The 19,628-nt window shown below is 49.3% G+C and carries 6 protein-coding genes; 2 read left to right on the top strand and 4 right to left on the bottom strand.

Going from position 1 to position 19,628, the window contains the following annotated elements; all coding sequences use genetic code 11:
• Nucleotides 1-115: 115 nt before the first annotated feature.
• The 4 genes from MJO57_RS20715 to MJO57_RS20730 form a co-directional block, all read right to left on the bottom strand.
• A complete protein-coding gene (locus tag MJO57_RS20715) occupies nucleotides 116-3,247 on the bottom strand; it encodes a hypothetical protein (RefSeq protein WP_252018373.1) in 3,132 nt (1,043 codons plus the stop codon).
• A gap of 563 nt (nucleotides 3,248-3,810) precedes the next feature.
• Nucleotides 3,811-7,815, bottom strand: coding sequence for a hypothetical protein (locus tag MJO57_RS20720; RefSeq protein ID WP_252018375.1), 4,005 nt, complete (start codon nucleotides 7,813-7,815; stop codon nucleotides 3,811-3,813).
• 39 nt (nucleotides 7,816-7,854) lie between these two features.
• Nucleotides 7,855-10,746: a hypothetical protein gene (locus MJO57_RS20725; RefSeq protein WP_252018376.1), complete on the bottom strand. Its 2,892-nt coding sequence runs from the start codon at nucleotides 10,744-10,746 to the stop codon at nucleotides 7,855-7,857.
• 220 nt (nucleotides 10,747-10,966) lie between these two features.
• The gene (locus MJO57_RS20730; protein ID WP_252018378.1) at nucleotides 10,967-14,509 is read right to left on the bottom strand and encodes a hypothetical protein; all 3,543 of its coding nucleotides are present in this window, start codon (nucleotides 14,507-14,509) and stop codon (nucleotides 10,967-10,969) included.
• Between the two features lie 693 nt (nucleotides 14,510-15,202).
• Here MJO57_RS20730 and MJO57_RS20735 point away from each other — a divergent pair.
• Nucleotides 15,203-17,704, top strand: a complete 2,502-nt coding sequence (locus MJO57_RS20735) for a hypothetical protein (protein ID WP_252018380.1) — start codon at nucleotides 15,203-15,205, stop codon at nucleotides 17,702-17,704.
• Nucleotides 17,691-19,532 (top strand): hypothetical protein, encoded by a 1,842-nt coding sequence (locus tag MJO57_RS20740; protein ID WP_252018382.1) that lies wholly within the window; start codon nucleotides 17,691-17,693, stop codon nucleotides 19,530-19,532. The genes MJO57_RS20735 and MJO57_RS20740 overlap by 14 nt, the downstream gene beginning before the upstream one ends.
• Nucleotides 19,533-19,628: the final 96 nt, after the last annotated feature.

A 19,628-nucleotide genomic window follows, 5' to 3' on the forward strand; every position in this document is an offset into this window, starting at 1 on the left:
CCTGACAGGATGCCTTGGGTGGGAGTAGGTCGATGCTGTTGCTTTCAGAATGAAACCCTGCTCACTTGGACTATAAACGCGAACATTTGACCTCAAAATGATTGTCAGGTTCCATTTATCCTGCGTCAGGGCGTATCATCGCAAGCAGTACGTTGATAAAGTCTTTCCTCTTGATCTCGTAATCAGTCACATGCGCGGTTGTCGATAGCCAGCGGTTAACGCTTTGCTCAAAACCATCACGGTATGCATGGCTACGCAATGTCCATTGAAGTTTCCCGGTAAGTGCATAAAGGCGTTGCTGTTCTTGCCGGAGCTGATCCGGCTGATCGTCAGGATTACCTTCAGAGTAAAGATCGATAAACTGCCTGGCTTTATTCAGGGTAAGCAAAGAGCGCATAAGCAAGCCATAAATGCGCTCCTCCGTTGTTTTCGGGAGGTTGAAAAGAATGGTTCGTGGTATGTTGGGTATCTGCTCGCCTTTTTGCAATTGATCGGTCAGCGCAACAAGATTATCAGCCAGGTATTCAAGCGTGTCATTCAATAACCCGGTTTCTTCAGCAAACGGCAAACAGCATACCGGCTGCTCAACGCCGGGAACGCAAACTGACAGACGTTGTACATTTCCGTGCATTAATCTGGTGTCAACACTGACCTGAAACCCCATTGCTTTCGCATCAAAATCCCCCTCTCTGAGAACAATATTGTATGCTTTTGGTAATTTGATCTCCTGACATCCGTGCATTGGCCAGATCAGGATACGTTTGGGGATTTCTGCATCCCTGTCGGTATTGAGTAACCGCAGCCTGTCAAGGAGTGTTCTGGCAACCCCCTCTGTCGCGCAAATAATGTCAATATCATTGAATGATGAACAACGGTTCTGTAAAAACCGCGCGTATGAACCGGTAATCACAATGGGTGGATCAGTATAACCGCCATTGATTTCCTGAAGAATTTCCAGTGCTTTTAGCGTTAGCGTATTGAACTGCGCAACCTGCTGGCCCGGGAAAAACGGCATGCCTATTTTCAACATTTGTTTTAATGCTTGCGTCAGGTTTTGAGCCTCACTGACAGTAGCTGCCTGGACTGCGGAGGCGTTCTGTGCTTTCTCTTTTACGCTGCTATTGACTGAATGGACTGCATGACTATTTCTTCTATCGTTGTCCCACCCCGGAACAGCATTATCCCGTTTAAACAGTAACTCATCCATTATATTGGCTTCGTCGCTGCATCGTTCCAACCAGCGGCTTAAAGCATGACGCAGCCTGCTTCCTTCAGGGAAACGCTGAAGGGACTTCAGAACCTCGCTCTTATGGATTTGTCGTCCATCAACAGACTGGCTCGTGATATAACATTGTGCCAGGAAGAAGAACTGTAAGCGTGAATTCTGAAATGAACTTCTGAGTGTTGTGATGGTTTGCCATACCACTTCTGCTGACACGCTCTGATGATCAATGAGTAGCTGATACTGCATCGCCATGAATTTCAATATACATTGTAATCGACGCTGCTCGTCATTTTTGATCGATACGCTGTTTAAGATTTGCCAGGCCTGTTGAATGGTATCCTGAGCGTCATCGGCTTCATCGTACCGCTGAGGTTGTTTTAACCTTTGAATCAGGTATTCAGCTTGCCTTGAAGAATGATCCCCCGGTACATCATTAAATGCTGCCAATACTTTCTGATTATCCAGATAGCCGCTATTTAATGCTCTTGCATTCAATACCAACTGAGAATAAAAAATAGCCTTTTCGAGCAACCAGCCACCGCGTTCATAGTCCTTAACCACGGCATCCGATATGACCTGCCGACCATTCAACACCAGGCCCCTCAGGCAACACAGTTCTTTAAAGCACGCCAATTCCAGTGCTGCTCTGGCTGCCTGATAGTCGTTGACCACCGCTTCCGGTGTGACCTGCTGACCATTCAACAGCAGGCCCCTCAGGCAGCATTGTTGCTTAAAATACGCCAGCTCCAGTATTGCGCTGACTGCCTGAAAATCTTCAACCACGGCACCCGGCACAACCTGCTGGCCATTCAACGCCAAGCCTCTCAGGCAACACTCTTGCTTAAAGCGCGCTATTCCCAGTTTACCTTCTGCACTCTTCGGGAAATCCTCAACCACAGCATCCGGTGTGACCTGCCGGCCATTCAACGTCAGTCCCCTCAGGCAACATTCCACTTTGAAGCGTGCTATCCCCAGTTTGCCTTCCGGACTGTCCGGAAAGTCCTTAACCACGGCATCCGGTGTGACCTGTCGGCCATTCAACAGCAGACCTATCAGGCAACATTCTTGCTTAAAGCGCGCTATCCCCAGTTTGCCTTCCGGACTATCCGGAAAAGCCTTAACCACCGCATCCGGTATGACCTGCTGGCCATTTAACGGCAGGCCTATCAGGCAACATTCTTGCTTAAAGCGCGCTAACTCCAGTGTTACTCTGGCTGCCTGATAATCCTTAACTACCGCTTCCGGTGTGACCTGCTGGTCATTCAACGTCAGGCCCCTCAGGCAACATTCCGCTTTGAAGCGCGCTACACCCAATTTACCTGCCGGACTGTCCGAAAAATCCTTGACCACCGCATCCGGTTTGACCTGCTGACCATTCAATACCAGGCCCCTCAGGCAACATTCTTGCTTAAAGCGCGCTATTCCCAGTTTACCTTCCGCACTCTCCGGGAAATCCTCAACCACGGCATCCGGTGTGACCTGTCGGCCATTCAGCAACAGGTTCTTCAGGCAACATTGTTCTTTAAAGCGCGCTAACCCCAATTTGCCTTCCGGACTATCCGGAAAAGATTTAACCACCGCATCCGGTGTGACCGGCTGACCATTCAATAGCAATCCCCCCAGGCAACATTGTTCCTTAAAGCGTGCCAGCTCCAGTCTTGCCTTGACTGCCTGATAATCCCTGGCCACCTCATCCGGTGTGACCTGCTGGCCATGCAACGGCAGACCCATCAGGCAACATTGTTGCTTGAAGCGCGCTATCCCCAATTTGCTTGCCGGACTGTCCGGAAAATCCTTAATCACCGCATCCGGTGTGACCTGCTGGCCATTCAGCACCAGGCCCCTCAGGCAACATTCCGCTTTGAAATGCGCCAGTTCCAGCGTTGCTTTAGCTGCCTGACAATCCTTGACCACCTCATCCGGTCTGATCTGCCGGCCATTCAGCGCCAGGCCCCTCAGGCAACATTCCTTTTTGAAGCGCGCCAGCTCCAGTGTGGCTTTTGATTGCCTGATAATCCTCAACCACCAAATCCGGCGTAACTTTCTGGCCATTCAATAGCAATTCTCTCAGGCAACATTGTTCCTTAAAGCGTGCTATTGCCAACCTGCACTTACCGGTTCGACCCGGAACCCGTTTAAATTCCTGAATGACCTGGTCCGGGGTGATTTTTCTATGGCCTTGAGGAATGTTCTGTATACAGAGTTTTGCCAAAAAGAAGCCACGTCTGAGTGAAGTTCTGTCATTTCCATAGGCGTTCAACACATCAGCCGGGGCGATTTGCCGTCCATGTAACATTTTTTTTTCCCAAAAGGCATCTTCTAACCGTGCGCCATCATCCAGGGTGGTAGCTGTGCCTCTATGAGATTGATGACTTGAGACTCGTTTACCGTTAAATACACTTCCGGAATGGTTGGGGAGCCGACTTGAGCCGGTTTGTCGGGCTTGCAGGCCACCTCTGGCAGGAGGCCCCGGGCAGGAGTGCCCGGGGCGGGAGTAGGTTGATGCTGCTGCTTTCAGAATGAACCCCGGCTGACTTGAACTATGAACGCGACCGTTTGACCTCAAAATGATTTTCAGGTTCCATTTATCGTGTTTCAGGGCGCATCATCGCCAACAGTACACTGATAAACTCCTTCTTCTTGATCTCGTAATCATTCACCTGCTGAGTGGTCGATAGCCAGCGATTAACGCTTTGCTCAAAACCATCACGGTAAACATGGCTACGCAATTTCCATTGAAGTTCCTCAGCAAGTGCATAAAGGTGTTGCTGTTGTTCCCGGAGCAGGTCAGGCTGGTCGTCAGGTTTTCCTTCAGAGTACAGAGCAATAAACTGCCTGGCTTTATTCAGGCTAAGCAGAGAGCGTATAAGCAAGCCATAAATACGCTCCTCCATTGTATTGGGAAAGTTGAATATAATGGTGCGAGGTATGTTCGGTACCCTGCCTTTTTGCAAAAGCTCAGTCAACAGAACAAGGTTATCAGCCAGGTATTTCAGTGTGTCATTCAATAATCTGGTTTCTTCAGCAAACGACAAACAGCATACCGGCTTCTCAACGCCGGGAACGTGAACGGATAGCCGTTCTGCATTTCCATGTATTACTCTGGCGTCAACACTGACCTGAAGACCCATTACTTTCGTACCAAAATCACCCTCTCCAAGAACAATATTGTATCCATTGGGTAATTTGATCTCCTGACATCCGCGCATTGGCAAGATGAGGATGCGTCTTGGGATTGCTGAATCCCCGTCAGTATTAAGTGCCCTCAGCTTGTCAAAGAGGGTTCTGGCAGCCACCTCTGTTGCGCAAATAATGTCAATATCATTGAATGATGAGCAGCGGTTCTGCAAAAACCGCGCGTATGAACCGGTAATCACAATGGGTGGAACGGTATAGTCGCCATTGATTTCCGGAATAATCTCCAGTGCTTTTAGCGTCAGTGCATGTAACTGCGGAACCGGCTGGTCCGGGCAAAACGGTGTGCCTATTTTTAACGCTGATTTTAATGCTCGCGTCAGGTTTTGAGCCCAGCCTACGGTAGCTGCCCGGGCGACGGACGTGTTCTCTGCTTTTTCTTTTACGCTATTGACTGAATGGACTGCATGGCTATTTCGTCTATCATTGCCACGCCCCGGAACAACATTATCCCGATCCCGTTTAAACAGTAACTCATCCATTATATTGGCTTCGGCACTGCATTGATCAAACCAGCGGCTTAAAGCATGACGCAGATTGCTTGCTTCAGGGAAACTCTGAAGGCACTTCATAACCTGGCCCTTATCGATCTGTCGTCCATCAACAGACTGGTTCGTGATATAACATTGTGCCAGGAAAAAGAACTGTAAGCGTAAATTTTGAAATGAGTTCCTGAGTGTTGTGATGATTTGCCATACCGCTTCTGCTGACACGCTCTGATGATCAATTGGCAACTGATACTGCATAGCAATGAATTTCAATATACATTGCAGTCGACGCAGCTCATCATTTTTGATCGATACGTTGTTTAAGATTTGCCAGGCCTGTTGGATAATATCCCGAGCATCGTCGGTTTCATCGTACCACTGAGGTTGCTTTAACCTTTGCATCAGGTATTCAGCCTGTCGTGAAGAATGATCCCCGGGTACGTCATTAAATGCTGCCAATACTTTCTGGTTATCCAGATAACCGCTATTCAATTCTTTTGCATTCAATGCCAGCTGAGAATAAAAAATTGCCTTTTCGAGTAACCAGCCTCCGCGTTCATAATCCTTAACCACTGCATCCGGTATGACCTGCCGACCATTCAATGGCAGGCCCTTCAGGCAACATTGTTCTTTGAAACGGACCAGATCCAGCCCTGCTCTGGCTACCTGATAATCCTTAACCACCGCATCCGTAGTGACCTGCTGACCGTTCAACAGCAGGCCCCTCAGGCAACAATGTTCCTTAAAGCGCGCCAGCTCTATTATTGCTCTGGCTGCCTGATAATCCTCAACCACGGCACCCGGTAAAACCCGCTGGCCATTCAACTTCAGGCCCCTCAGGCAACATTCTGCTTTGAAGCGCACTCTCCCCAGTTTGCCTGCCGGACTGTCCGGAAAATCCTTAACCACGGCATCCGGTGTGACCTGCCGGCCATTCAACATCAGGCCTCTCAGGCAACATTGTTCCTTAAAGCGCGCTATCCCCAGTTTGCCTTCCGGACTATCCGGAAAATCCTTGACCACCGCATCCGGTATGACCTGCTGGCCATTCAACGGCAGGCCTATCAGGCAACATTGTTGCTTAAAGCGCGCCAGCTCCAATGTTATTCTGGCTGCCTGATAATCATTAACCACGGCATCCGGTGTAACCTGCTGGCCATTCAATGCCAGCCCCTTCAGGCAACACTCCGCTTTGAAGCGCGCTACCCCCAGTTTGCCTTCCGAACTATCCGGAAAATCCTTGACCACCGCATCCGGTGTGACCTGCTGACCATTCAACACCAGGCCCCTAAGGCAACAGGCCGCTTTGAAGCGTGCCAGCTCCAGTGTGGCCCTGGCTGCCTGATAATCCTTGACCACTGCATCCGGTATGACCTGCTGGCCATCCAACGCCAGGCCCCTCAGGCAACATTCCGCTTTGAAACGAGCCAACTCCAGTGGGGCTTTGACTGCCTGATAATCCTTAACCACCGCAACCGGTGTAACCTTCTGGTCATTCAACGACAGGCCCCGCAGGCAACATTTTTCCTTAAAGCGTGCTAATCCCAGTTTGCCTTCCTGGCTTTCCGGGAAATCCTTAACCACCTCATCCGGTGTGACCTGCCTGCCATTCAATGGCAGCCCCCTCAGGTAACAGTGCTCCTTAAAGCGAGCCTGCTCCAGTGCTGCCCTGGCTGCCTGAAAAGCCTTAACCACCGCATCCGGTGTGAACTGCCGGCTATTCAACGGTGGGTCATTCAGGCAACCATTCAGGAAACATTGTTGCTTAAAATGCGCCACCTCCAAGGTTGCTCTGTCTGCCTGATAATCCTTAACCACTTCATCCGGTGTCACTTGCTGCCCCTTCAATGTCAGGTCCATCAGGCAACAACGTTCCTTAAAGCGCACTATCCCCAGTCTGCCTTCCCGGCTATCCGGGAAAGATTTGACCACCGCTTCCGGTGTGACCTGCTGGCCATTCAATAGCAGCCCCCTCAGGCAACATTCCGCTTTAAAGCGTGCTAGCTCCAGCGTTGCCCTGACTGCCTGATAATCCTTAACCACCGCATCCGGTGTGACCTGCAGGCCATTCAACGGCAGGCCATTCAGGCAACAGTGTTCCTTAAAGCGTGCTATCCCCAGTTTACCTTCCGGACTCTCCGGGAAATTCTCAACCACCTCATCCGGTGTGACCTGTCGGCCATTCAACGGCAGGCTCTTCAGGCAACAGTGTACTTTAAAGCGCGCCAACCCCAGTTTGCCTTCCGGACTATTCGGAAAAGATTTAACCACCGCATCCGGTGTGACCTGCTGGCCATTCAATGGCAGGCGTCTAAGGCAGCATTGTTCTGTGAAGCGCGCCAGCTCCAGTGTTGCTTTAGCAGCCTGAAAATCCTGAACCACCATATCCGGTGTGACCCGCTCACCATTCAATGCCAGGCCCTTCAGGCAACATTCTTCCTTAAAGCGTGCTATCGCTAACTGGCACCTACTGTTTCGATCCGGAGCCCGGTTGAATTCCTGAATGACCTGGTCCGGGGTAATTTTTCTATTGCCATGTGGAATGTTCTGTAAACAGAGTCTTTGCAAAAAGAAGCCACGTCTGAGTGAGTTTCTGTCATTGCCATAGGCTGCAAGCACATCAGCCGGGGTGATTTGACGTCCTTGTAATAGATTTTTTTCCCAGAAGGCGTCTTCAAACCGTTTACCATTATCCGTGGCGGCGGCTGTAACTCTATGAGATTGATGGCTTGAGATTCGTTTACCGTTAAATGCACTTCCGGGATGATCAGGCAGCCGACTTGATCCCGTTTGTCGGGTTTGTAGGCCACCTCTGCCAGGAGGCCCCGGGCGGGAGTAGGTTGATGCCGTTGCTTTCAGAATGAATCCCTGCTCACTTGGACTATAAACACCACCGTTGGACCTCAATATGATTATCAGGTTCCATTTATCGTGTGTCAGGGGAAGTCAACTTAAACGGGTGTTTTTTGGGCTTACCCAATTTTGTTCAGAGTCCATCATCGCAAGCAGTCCTTTGATCAAGTCCTTCCTCTTGATCTCGTAATCATTCACATGCCGAGTGGTTGATAACCAGCGGTTAACGCTTTGCTCAAAACCATTACGATAAGCATGGTTAAGCAGTGTCAATTGAAGTTTCTCAGTCAGTGCATGAAGGCGTTGCTGTTCTTCTTGAAGCTGATCAGGCCAGTCGTCAGGTTCTCCTTCAGAGTACAGAGCGATAAACTGCCTGGCTTTATTCAGGGTAAGCAGGGAGCGCATAAGCAAGCCATAAATACGCTCCTCCGTTGTGTTGGGAAGGCTGAAAAGAATGGTTCGTGGTATGTCAAATACCTCGCCTTTTTGCAATCGCCCGGTTAACAGAAGCAGGTTATCAGCCAGGTATTTCAGCTTGTTATTCAATAACCTGGTTTCTCCAGCAAACGACAAACAGCATACCGGTTTCTCAACGCCGGGAACATGAACTGAAAACAGTTCTGAATTTCCATGTATTACTCTGGTGTCGACACTGACCTGAAGCCCCGTTGTTTTCGTACCAAAATCGCCCTCTCTGAGAACAATATTGTATGCTTTGGGTAATTTGATCTCCTGACATCCGCGAATTGGCCAGATAAGGATGTGTTTGGGGATTTCTGAACCTCTGTCAGCGTTAAGTGCCCGCAGCTTGTCAAACAGTGTTCTGGCAGGCACCTCTGTCGTGCAGATAATGTTAATATCATTAAATGATGAACAGAGGTTCTGTAAAAAACGCGCGTATGAACCGGTAATCACAATGGGTGGATCACTATAAAAACCGTTGATTTCCTGAATAATCTCCAGTGCTTTTAACGTTAGCGTATTTAGCTGCGAAAACTGCTGGTCCGGGAAAAACTGCGTGCCTATTTTTAACGCCTGTTTTAACGTTTGCTGCAGGTTTTGAGCCGCAGCGACGGTGGCTGACCGGGCGACGGATCCATGCTCTGCTTTTTCTGTTTCATCCCCGCACGCCCTCTCCCTGCAAAGAAACAGCGCCCCCTGGTCAAGAAGGGCAACAGGTTTTTCTTCTGATTCTGCTCTCTGGCAAGAACTTTCTGTATCGGGGATTACCTCATCGAGGATATCTCGATGTTCATACCTGGTGTTATTTACACAATTGGCCGAATAACTATTTCTTCTATCACTGACCCACTCCGGAAAGGCATTATCTCGTTTAAACAGTAACTCATCCATTATGTTGGCGTTGCCGCTGAATTGATCAAACCAGCAGCTTAAAGCATGGCGCAGCTTGCTTCCTTCAGGGAAACTCTGAAGGCACTCCAAGACCCGGGCCTTATGGATTGGTCGTCCATCAACCGGCTGCCCCGAGATATAACATTGTGCCAGGAAAAAGAACTGTAAGCGCAAATTCTGAAATGAACCCCTGAGTGTTGAGATGTTTTGCAAGATCTCTTCTGCTGACACACTCTGATGATCAATTGGCAACCGATACTGCATCGCCATAAATTTCAATATGCATTGCTGTCGACGTTGTTCATCGTCTTTACTCAATATGCGTTTCAGGATTTCCCAGGTCTGTTGAATGATCTCCTGAGCCTCGTTAGTTTCGTCGTACCACTGAGGTTGTTTCAATCTTTGCATCAGGTATTCAACTTGCCTTGAAGAGTGACATCCCGGTACCTCATTAAATGCTTCCAATACTTTCTGGTTATCTAGATAGCCGCTACCCAATTCTCTTGCATTCAATGCCAGCTGAGAATAAAAAATAGCCTTTTCGAGCAACCAGCCACCGCGTTCATACTCCTTAACCACCGTATCTGATGTGACCTGCTGACCATTCAACAGCAGGCCCCTCAGGCAACATTCTGCCTTGAAGCGCACCTGTTCCAGTGTGGCCTTGGCTGCCTGATAATCCGCAACCACGACATCCGGTGTAACCTGCTGGCCATCCAACGCCAGGCCTCTCAGGCAACACTGTTGCTTAAAGCGCGCCAGATCCAGTGTTGCTCTGGCTACCTGAAAATCCTTAATCACCACATCCGGTGTGATCTGCTGGCCATTCAGCGCCAGGCCCCTCAGGCAACATTCCGCTTTGAAGCGCGCTATCCCCAGTTTACCTTCTGCACTCTCAGGGAAATCCTTAACCACTGCATCCGGCGTGACCTGGCGCCCTTCCAACGCCAGGCCCCTCAGGCAACAGTGTTCCTTAAAGCACGCTATCCCGAGTTTACCTGCCGGACTATCCGGGAAACTGTTAATCACCTCATCCGGTCTGATCTGTCGGCCATGCAATGGCAGGCCCCTCAGGCAACATTGCGCCATAAACCGCGCCAGCTCCAGTGTTGCTCTGGCTGCCCGATAATCCTTAACCACGGCATCTGTTGTGACCTGCTGACCATTTAACGGCAGGCCCCTCAGGCAACATTCTGCTTTAAAGCGAGCAATCCCCAGCTTGCCATCCGGAGTATCCGGAAAAGCCTTAACCACCGCGCCCGGTGAGACCTGCTGGCCATTCAGCACCAGCCCCTTCAGGCAACATTGGTCCATAAAGCGTGCTATCGCTAACTGGTACTTTCTTCTTCGATCCGGAGCCCGGTTGAATTCCTGAATGACCTGATCCGGGGTAATTTTTCTATTGTCATGGGGAATGTTCTGAAAGCAGAGCTTTTGTAAAAAGAAGGCACATCTAAGCGAGTTACTGTCATGTCCATAAGCGGTAAGGACATCAGCCGGGGTGATTTGACGCCCTCGTAATATTTTTTTTTTCCAAAAGGCATCTTCAAAACATCTACCTTCATCCGGGGTGGTGTCTCTACCCCTATGAGCATGAGATTGATGGGTTGAGACTGGTATACCGTTAAACACACTGTCGGAACGGTTGGAAAACCCGCCTGAACCGGCTTGTCGGCCATCCCTGACAGGAGGCCTTCTGTGGGAAGAGGTTGATGCTGTTGCTTTCAGAATAATGCCCTGTCCGCTTGGACTGTGACCAAAAATACTGCTGTTTGACCTCAAAATGATTATTAGGTTCACTCAATTTATGATGCGGTCAGATATTGGGCAGTAATCAGGTAACTATTTCATCTTATTCAGGATGTATCATCGCCAGCAGTGCCTTGATAAAGTCCTTCCTCTTGATCTCGTAATCATTCACATGCGCGGTTGTCGTTAGCCAGCGGTTAACGCTCTGCTCAAAACCATCACGGTATGCATGGCTACGCAATGTCCATTGAAGTTCCTCAGTCAGTGCATAAAGACGTTGCTGTTGTTCTTCCCGGAGCTGATCAGGCTGGTCGTCAGGATTCCCTTCAGAGTAAAGATCAATAAACTGCCTGGCTTTATTCAGGGTAAGCAGAGAGCGTATAAACAAGCCATAAATACGCTCCTCAGTTGTATTGGGGAGGTTGAAAATAATGGTTCGTGGTATGTTCAACACCCTGCCTTGTTTTAATTGCTCAGTCAGCAAAACAAAGTTATCAGCCAGGTGTTTCAACGTGTCGTTCAGTAATCTGGTTTCTTCAGCAAACGGCAAACAGCATACCAACCTCTCAACGCCGGGAACGTGAACTAACAGCCGTGCTAAATTTCCATGCGTTACTCTGATGTCAACACTGACCTGAAGACCCATTGCTTTCGTTCCAAAATCACCCTCTCTGAGAACAATATTGTATGCTTTGGGTAATTTGATCTCCTGACATCCGTGCATTGGCCAGATGAGGATACGTTTGGGGATTTCTGCATCCTCGTCGGTATTAAGTGCCCGCAGCCTGTCAAGGAGTGTTCTGGCAGAGACCTCTGTTGCGCAAATAATGTCAATATCATTGAATGATGAGCAGCGGTGCTGTAAAAACCGCGCGTATGAACCGGTAATCACAATGGGTGGATCAGTATAACCGCCATTGATTTCCTGAATAATGTCCAGTGCTTTCAGCGTTAGGGTATTGAACTGCGGAACCAGCTGGTCAGGGGAAAACGCAGTGTTTGTTTGCAACGTTGGTTTTAACGCTTGCGTCAGGTTTTGGGCCGCATTGACGGTAGCTGCCCTGGTGACGGACGCGCTCTCTGCTTTTTCTTTTACGCTATTGACTGAATGGACTGAATGGCTATTGCTTCTATCATTGCCCCGCCCCGGAACGGTATTATCCGGTTTAAACAGTAACTGATCCATTATATTGGACTGGGCGCTGCATTGTTCAAACCAGCGGCTTAAAGCATGACGCAATTTGCTTCCTTCAGGGAAACTCTGAAGGCACTCCAGAACCTCGTTCTTATGGATTGGTCGTCCATCAACAGACTGGTTCGTGATATAACATCGTGCCAGGAAAAAGAACGGTAAGCGTGAATTTTTAAATGAACGCCTGAGTGTTGTGATCGATTGCCATACCGCTTCCGCTGACACGCTCTGATGATCAATTGGCAACTGATACTGCATCGCCATGAATTTCAATATACATTGCAGTCGACGCTGCTCATCATTTTTGATCGATACGCTGTTTAAGATTCGCCAGGCCTGTTGGATAATATCCCGAGCGTCGTCAGTTTCATCGTACCGCTGAGGTTGCTTTAACCTTTGCATCAGGTATTCAGCCTGTCTTGAAGAATGGTCCCCGGGGACATCATTAAATGCTGCCAATACTTTCTGATTATCCAGATAGCCGCTATTCAATGCTCTTGCATTCAATACCAGCTGAGAATAAAAAATAGCCTTTTCGAGCCACCAGCCACCGCGCTCATAATCCTTAACCACCGCATCCGGTATGATCTGCCGGCCATGCAACAGCAATCCCCTTAGACAACACTGTTCTTTAAAGCGGGCCAGGTCCAGTGCTGCCCTGGCAGCCTGATAATCCTTAACCACTGCATCCGGTGTGACCTGCTGACCATTCAACGCCAGGCCCCTCAGGCAACATCGTTCCTTAAAGTGCGCTATCCCCAGTTTGCCTTCCGGGCTCTGCGGGTAACCCTTGACCACTGCATCCGTTGTGACCCGCTGGCCATTCAACGCCAAACCTCTCAGACAACATCGTTGCCTAAAGCGCGCTATCCACAGTCTGCCTTCCGGGCTCTCCGGGTAACCCTTGACCACTGCATCCGTTGTGATCTGCTGGCCATTCAACGCCAAACCCCTCAGACAACATTCCGCTTTGAAGCGGGCTATACCCAGTTTGCCTTCCGGACTATCCGGGAAATCCTTAACCACTGCATCCGTTGTGATCTGCTGGCCATTCAACGCCAACCCCCTCAGGCAACACTGATCCTGAAAGTGCGCTATCCCCAATTTGCCTTCCGGACTCTCCGGAAAATCCTTAACCACCTCATCCGGCGTGACCTGCTGGCCATTCAGCACCAGGCCTCTCAGGCAACACTCTGCTTTGAAGCGCGCCAGTCCCAGTGTTGCATTGGTTGCCTGATAATCCTTGACCACCGCATCCGGTGTGACCTGCTGGCCATTCAACGCCAAGCCCCTCAGGCAACATTCCGCTTTGAAGCGTGCCATCCCGAGCTTGCCTTCCGAGCTATCCGGGAAATCCTTAACCACCGCATCCGGAAGGACCTGCTGGCCATTCAACGACAGGCCTCTCAGGCAACATTCCGCTTTGAAGCGAGCCTTCCCCAGCTTGCCTTTCGGACTATCCGGAAAATCCTTAACCACAGCATCCGGTGTCACCTGCAGGCCATTCAACGCCAGGCCCCTCAGACAACATTCCGCTTTGAAGCGCGCTAGCTCCAGTATCGCTTTAGCTGCCTGATAATCCTTAACCACCGCATCGGGTGTGACCTGCTGGCCATTCAACGGCAAGCTCCTCAGGCAACATTCCGCTTTGAAGCGAGCTTTCCCCCGTTTGCCCTCCGGACTTTCCGGAAAATCCTTAACCACCGCATCCGGTGTAACCTGCTGGCCGTTCAATGGCAGTTCCATCAGGCAACAATGTTCCTTAAAGCGCGCCAGCTCCAGTATTGCTTTGGCTGCCTGATAACCCTTAACCACCTCATCCGGTGTGACCTGCTGGCCATTCAACAGCAGTTTCCTCAGGCAACATTCCGCTTTGAAGCGCGCCTGCTCCAGAATGGCCCTGGCTGCCTGATAATCTTTAACCACCGCATCCGGTGTGACCTGCTGGCCATTCAACGCCAAGCCCCTCAGGCAACATTCCGCTTTGAAGCGTGCCATCCCGAGCTTGCCTTCCGAGCTATCCGGAAAATCCTTAACCACCGCATCCGGAAGGACCTGCTGGCCATCCAACGACAGGCCTCTCAGGCAACATTCCGCTTTGAAGCGAGCCTTCCCCAGCTTGCCTTTCGGACTATCCGGAAAATCCTTAACCACAGCATCCGGTGTCACCTGCAGGCCATTCAACGCCAGCCCCCTGAGGCACCATTCCACTTTGAAACGCGCTATCCCCAGTTTGCCTTCCAGACTATCCGGGAAGTCTTTAACCACCTCATCCGGTGTGACCTGCTGGCCATTCAACACCAGGCCTCTCAGGCAACACTCCTCTTTGAAGCGCGCTATCGCTAATTGGCACTTGTTGTTTCGGTCTGGCTTTCTGTTGAATTCTTGAATTACCTGATCCGGGGTGATTTTTTTATTATCATGTGGAATGTTCTCCAGGCAGAGCTTTTGCAAAAAGAAGCCACTTCTGAGCGAGGATCTGTCACTTCCATAGGCTGTAAGCACATCAGCCGGGATGATTTTGCGTCCTTGTAATGGTGTTTTTTTCCAAAATGCATCTTCAGTGCGTTTGCCATCATCCAAGGTGGAGCATGCACCTCTATCTCCTCTGTCTCCTCTATCTCCTCTATCTCCTCTATCAGGCCGACGATTTGCAATGCTTCTGCCGTTATATGCAATTCTGGAGCGCTCAGGAATCCCGTTTGAACCGGCTTGCTGACCAAACTGGCGGGCAGGCTCCGGGGGGGAGCAGGTTGATGCTGTTGCTTTCAGAATAATACCCTGTTCGCCTGGACTATGACTGTAAACGCTGCAGTTGGACCGCAAAATGATTATTAGGTTCCATTTGGGGTGTGTCAGGGGAAAACCCAATTAAACTGATATGGCAAAGATTTTCCGGACACTTTTCAACGCTGCCATGGCCGGTTTTTGTCGTACACGGGCGCGACCGGGTAGCCACTCATGGCGTGTATTGACACAACAGAATTTCTCTGAATTCCGTGCATTAAGTACAGAAACGACTACCTCCATAAATCCGGTTGGTAATAAAATCCACGCACCATAACCCCTGATAACTTTTGAGTATGGCCGGCTGGCGAAAGTAACAACGATTCAGCCTGTTAAGAGTCACCTATCTGAGATTTCACAATGTACGACACTCATAAACCCGAACTGTTCGTTATCAAGGGCTCTGCTCTGGGTAGCACCGATAAGGGCGTCGTCAGAGTTATATTTACCAGAAATACGCTGGATGGAACGGTCAGTAAGCCAGACCATTTAACATTTTCTACCGGTGGCATATGGATCAGTAAAGGCTATGAGGAGATAGACCAGAAGTACAGGGAGGGGGAGTTGTTTATCCTGGATAATTACAGTCCCCAGAGTCTGGAGGATATAGGATATTCACCAGATCACCATGATCACTGGTCAACTGCGGTTGCCACCAGGCCTATGGATGTTAATCAGATGATGCCGGTAATAGAGATGAATTTACCGGATATCAGCTCAGGGCGTATTCATTTAAACCGGGACTTCCCACGGGTGCCTTTCTTTATCAGACAGAATACTTCTATCTACGGACCATTCACTGCGGACTTTGTGGATGGGGAAGTGATCTGTACACCTTACAGCCATGTGGGCCTGAATATATCCAACCACTTTATTGCCCGGGTAGACTTATTGACGGCCACTGATAAAGCGGTTTATCTGACACCGGACAGCAAGATAACTCATCTTGCTTACGACGGATTTATTTCCTCACTGGCTCATTTTGGCCAGGCCCTGAAGGCTGATTGGCAGGCGCTGGATTATATTCCGGATGCCCAGCTTATCACCTTTTTTGCCAAAGGGAAGTTCGGTAAGAATGCGCCCCCCATCAGTCGTAAAGTGGCGGAGAGCGTGAAGTCAGTCATTGCTGACTACCAGAAAAAAGAGAAACTGGCAGCCAATAATGAGCGCATTAACCGGCTAAAGCTGATATTTGATAAATACCTCAGTGGCAGCAGTGTTGGTGAAGAAATTATCGATCAGTATTTAAAAAGTGCTGAAGGTAAGTTATTCCTGACAGCCTATCTATCAGACAACCCGGGTATTGCCAGTCACTACCTGCCGGACCTGAATGCCAAAAAAGAGCAGTTGGAAATTGAAATTCGTGATCTTCAGTCAAGAAAGCAGAGAAAAGAACAGGAGATAGAGACGTCTATTGCCCGGGAAAAAGCCAAGGCCTTAAAGGCTATTGAAGATATTCGTACGAAAAACATTCATGAGGTTCAGGAAGAACGAAACCGATTGCTGCAAACGCTGGAAAGCAACATTGAAGAAAGGCAGCAGGAGTTGGAGTCACTGTCTGACAAAACGGCAGCTGCCCTTGATAAGCTGCGCATAATCGATGACATTGAAGAATTAAATTCGGAAGTGAAATTCCTTGAGCGTCGGGAAAGGGGGCTGGAGGATGCCGTAAAATCGCTGGAAGCGAAACTGAAAAGCCCGGATTTGCCTAAAGAACTGGCCGAGATGAAAGTCATGCTCGACTTGCTCCGGGGACATTCCTACGAAACAGAGATCCGCAAGTTAAAATCCCGGCCGCCCAAAATGGCGACGATCCAACCGGAGAATGGAGCACAGATTATTCAATCACTGGTTGACGTGTTCGATCAGAGTGGGCGACCGTTCTCTTTTGAGGAGATGGCAAACCTGTTAATCACAGTACAACAGTCGTTCCTGACCGTATTCAAGGGGTTACCAGGCTCTGGCAAGACATCAACGGCCATTCGATTGGCGGAGGCTTATCATCTGTCAGAAAACGACAGTGGCAGTGGAAATTTCTTGAATATTCCGGTCAGCCGTGGCTGGGTTTCCGGTCGCGACCTGATGGGATTTTACAACAGCCTGAAAGGTATGTATCAACCGGCTAAAACCGGTTTATACCAGTTTCTCCGTTATGGAGAAGATGAGCAGGCAGCAGAAATGCTAAGGCTGGTGTTGTTGGATGAAGCTAATCTTAGCCCGATGGAACATTATTGGTCCGACTTTTTGGCGATGTGCGATTATGAATGTCGTTATCGCAGCCTGGATACCGGCATACCCGGTGATGACCGTTTTCTTGCAGCTACCACTAACCTCAGGTTTATTGCGACGATTAACAATGATCATACGACAGAGCCTTTGTCGCCCAGATTGTGTGATCGGGTACCCGTCGTTTCTATGGACATCCCTCATATACCAACTACCCGGGAATTTGGCTCACTGGTACTGGATGGTGCGATTCCGATGCACCAATTGGAAAACTGCTTCGGTTTGCCTCAGGAGTTCACCGAAGATGCTCCACCAGTACTATCCGGATGTTACGACATTCTTGAATTGCGTGATCATCAATATGGTAACCCGATATTGATTAGCCAGCGCAAGCGTAATGCCATGCTCGCCTATTACGAAGTGGCCTGCCGTTATCTTGATCGAAAAGATGCAGCGGACTTTGCCCTTTCCCAGCACGCTATTCCGCTGATTAATGGGCATGGCAAAAACTTTCAGAAGCGGCTGGAGTTACTTCGTGACCATGCACTGCAAAACAGCCTGACCAGAACGGCCCTTTTATTAGAAGATATATTGGCCAGTGGTGATCACTATGCCGGATCCTATGCATTTTTCTGACGGAGCCGGTATGCAATTTGAGGTTGAAGTATTAAATGGGGCAAGGCAGGGAATGCGCTTTAACCTGCCGTTAGCATATGAGGTTCACAGGGCAACCACATCCATGCCCTATGTGCTGGAAACAGAAGCCCTGGCACTTTTTGTCAGGATGGATCGCGCCTGTGACCGGTTGTCCCTGATTCTGGGTGAACGTGTATTGACGTTTACTCAGGGGCGTAATAGTCATGCCCTGGAGTTTGAGTGGTATCCACCTTATCGGGAAAACGGCGCAAGGGATGCGTTGTTTTATAACTATTTCGGGGTGGCAAAATTTACGCTAAAGCTGGAATCTGAAGGAAGTGTCGAGAGTTTGGATACAGGACCTGTGGAGGTGTTGGCCAGAAACCGAACGGCTAAACAGGCCGGTCATATGGTGAACTTTATTCTGGCTGAAACCGACAGTGATTTGAACGATGAAGGGGGTACCACCCGGTTTCAAGGCGCTGCCAGTCACAGAGAACAGCTGAATCTGCTGGTGGAGCGTATATTGAATAATGCCAGCAAACTGGAAGGACTGGCTGCTCAGATTTTTATCAAACCCATACGGACACTGACTACGGATATGGCCCTGCAGCGTGGTGCTGACGTTTATGCCCCGGGAGATCAGAGTCTGGCCTGGTTGATGTATAATCTGTCAGTACTGGAGGAAACAGACGACAAAAGTCAGTCTCACCTTCATGTAGATGGGCGAATGTACTGGGCAACGGAACTATTAGCACCCGTGATTCGGGAGCATACGGATGTTTATGAAAATCGTGTGTTGAGCGGGTATCTGGACAGTTTACTCAGCGTCATTGCCGATTTGCTCAAGCATTATGCCCCCACGGAATTGAGCCGATTGCAGAATGCCCATGAAGGCTATGTCAGCTTTTTTGCCTGTATGGAGGCGTGGATTCATCAGGTAAATAGCCAACAGCTGGTTGCTCTCAAGGCTTGTCAGGAACAGATTCTCTCACTCCGACAGCAGTTTATGAAACGGCTGCCGGTGCGCAAAAGTGTCAGGGCTTTGCCAAGAATAACGGCAAAAGTCCGGGGCAGCCAACATTACCTGACGTTATTCAGAATGGTCATTGACTGGTATCAACATCTGGGACTGGAAGGAAAAACACCCCAGCAACAGTTTCTTGCCATCAATTCCATGCCGGGTTTATTTGAGTACTACGCTTTTATCCGGATAAGACGGTGGTTTTTGGCAAAAGGACTGCAAGAAAATCCGGGCATTGGCAAGCCGCACCTTCTATGCACCAGAGAAAACAATCTGGCTATCAGTTTGCACTATGAGCCGGTATTCTGGATGGTCGGTAACTCAAAAGCCGGAAACATCATCAATACTGAAAACCGTTCGGTTAGCGAAGCCAGAAATAATTACCCCGGGCGAACCAGGGAGTGGGAATTTGCCCAACGCAAGCCCGATATTACCCTGGAAGTAAGGCGTAATGGACAACTTATCGGCTTGCTGGTTCTGGATGCCAAATTCACCACCCGGGAACAGGCATTCAGCCAGTATCTGCCAGAATGTACCATGAAATATGTTCATGGCATTACCGATGCAGATTCAGTATCGGTGAATGGCGGCCTGGTCAAAGCCATGATTATTCTCTATCCCCACTCCCATGATGAGCTTCTGGATTTTCATGCAGCACCCTTTGATGCCTATGGTGACCAGAGGCAGATACCGGTACTGGGTGCTCAGTCATTGTCGTTAGAAACATCTGAGCCTTGCGTCAGCCGGAGTATTGAAAGTTTACTGGATAGACTACTCACTCTATTTGAGAGTAATTCAGCTTGAAATCATAACCTGAACATAATTATGTCGGTTTCGATACGATATCTTATCTATTGTACCGCAGAAGGCTCTTATCTGATTTCTGAGAAAGGATTTATT

It is taken from the genome of Endozoicomonas sp. SCSIO W0465 (genome assembly GCF_023716865.1).
Taxonomy (GTDB): domain Bacteria; phylum Pseudomonadota; class Gammaproteobacteria; order Pseudomonadales; family Endozoicomonadaceae; genus Endozoicomonas.

Excerpts from the sequence above, each read along its gene's own strand:
- MJO57_RS20735 (WP_252018380.1), top strand. The coding sequence starts at position 15,203 with ATGTACGACACTCATAAACCCGAACTGTTCGTTATCAAGGGCTCTGCT.
- MJO57_RS20740 (WP_252018382.1), top strand. The coding sequence starts at position 17,691 with ATGCATTTTTCTGACGGAGCCGGTATGCAATTTGAGGTTGAAGTATTA.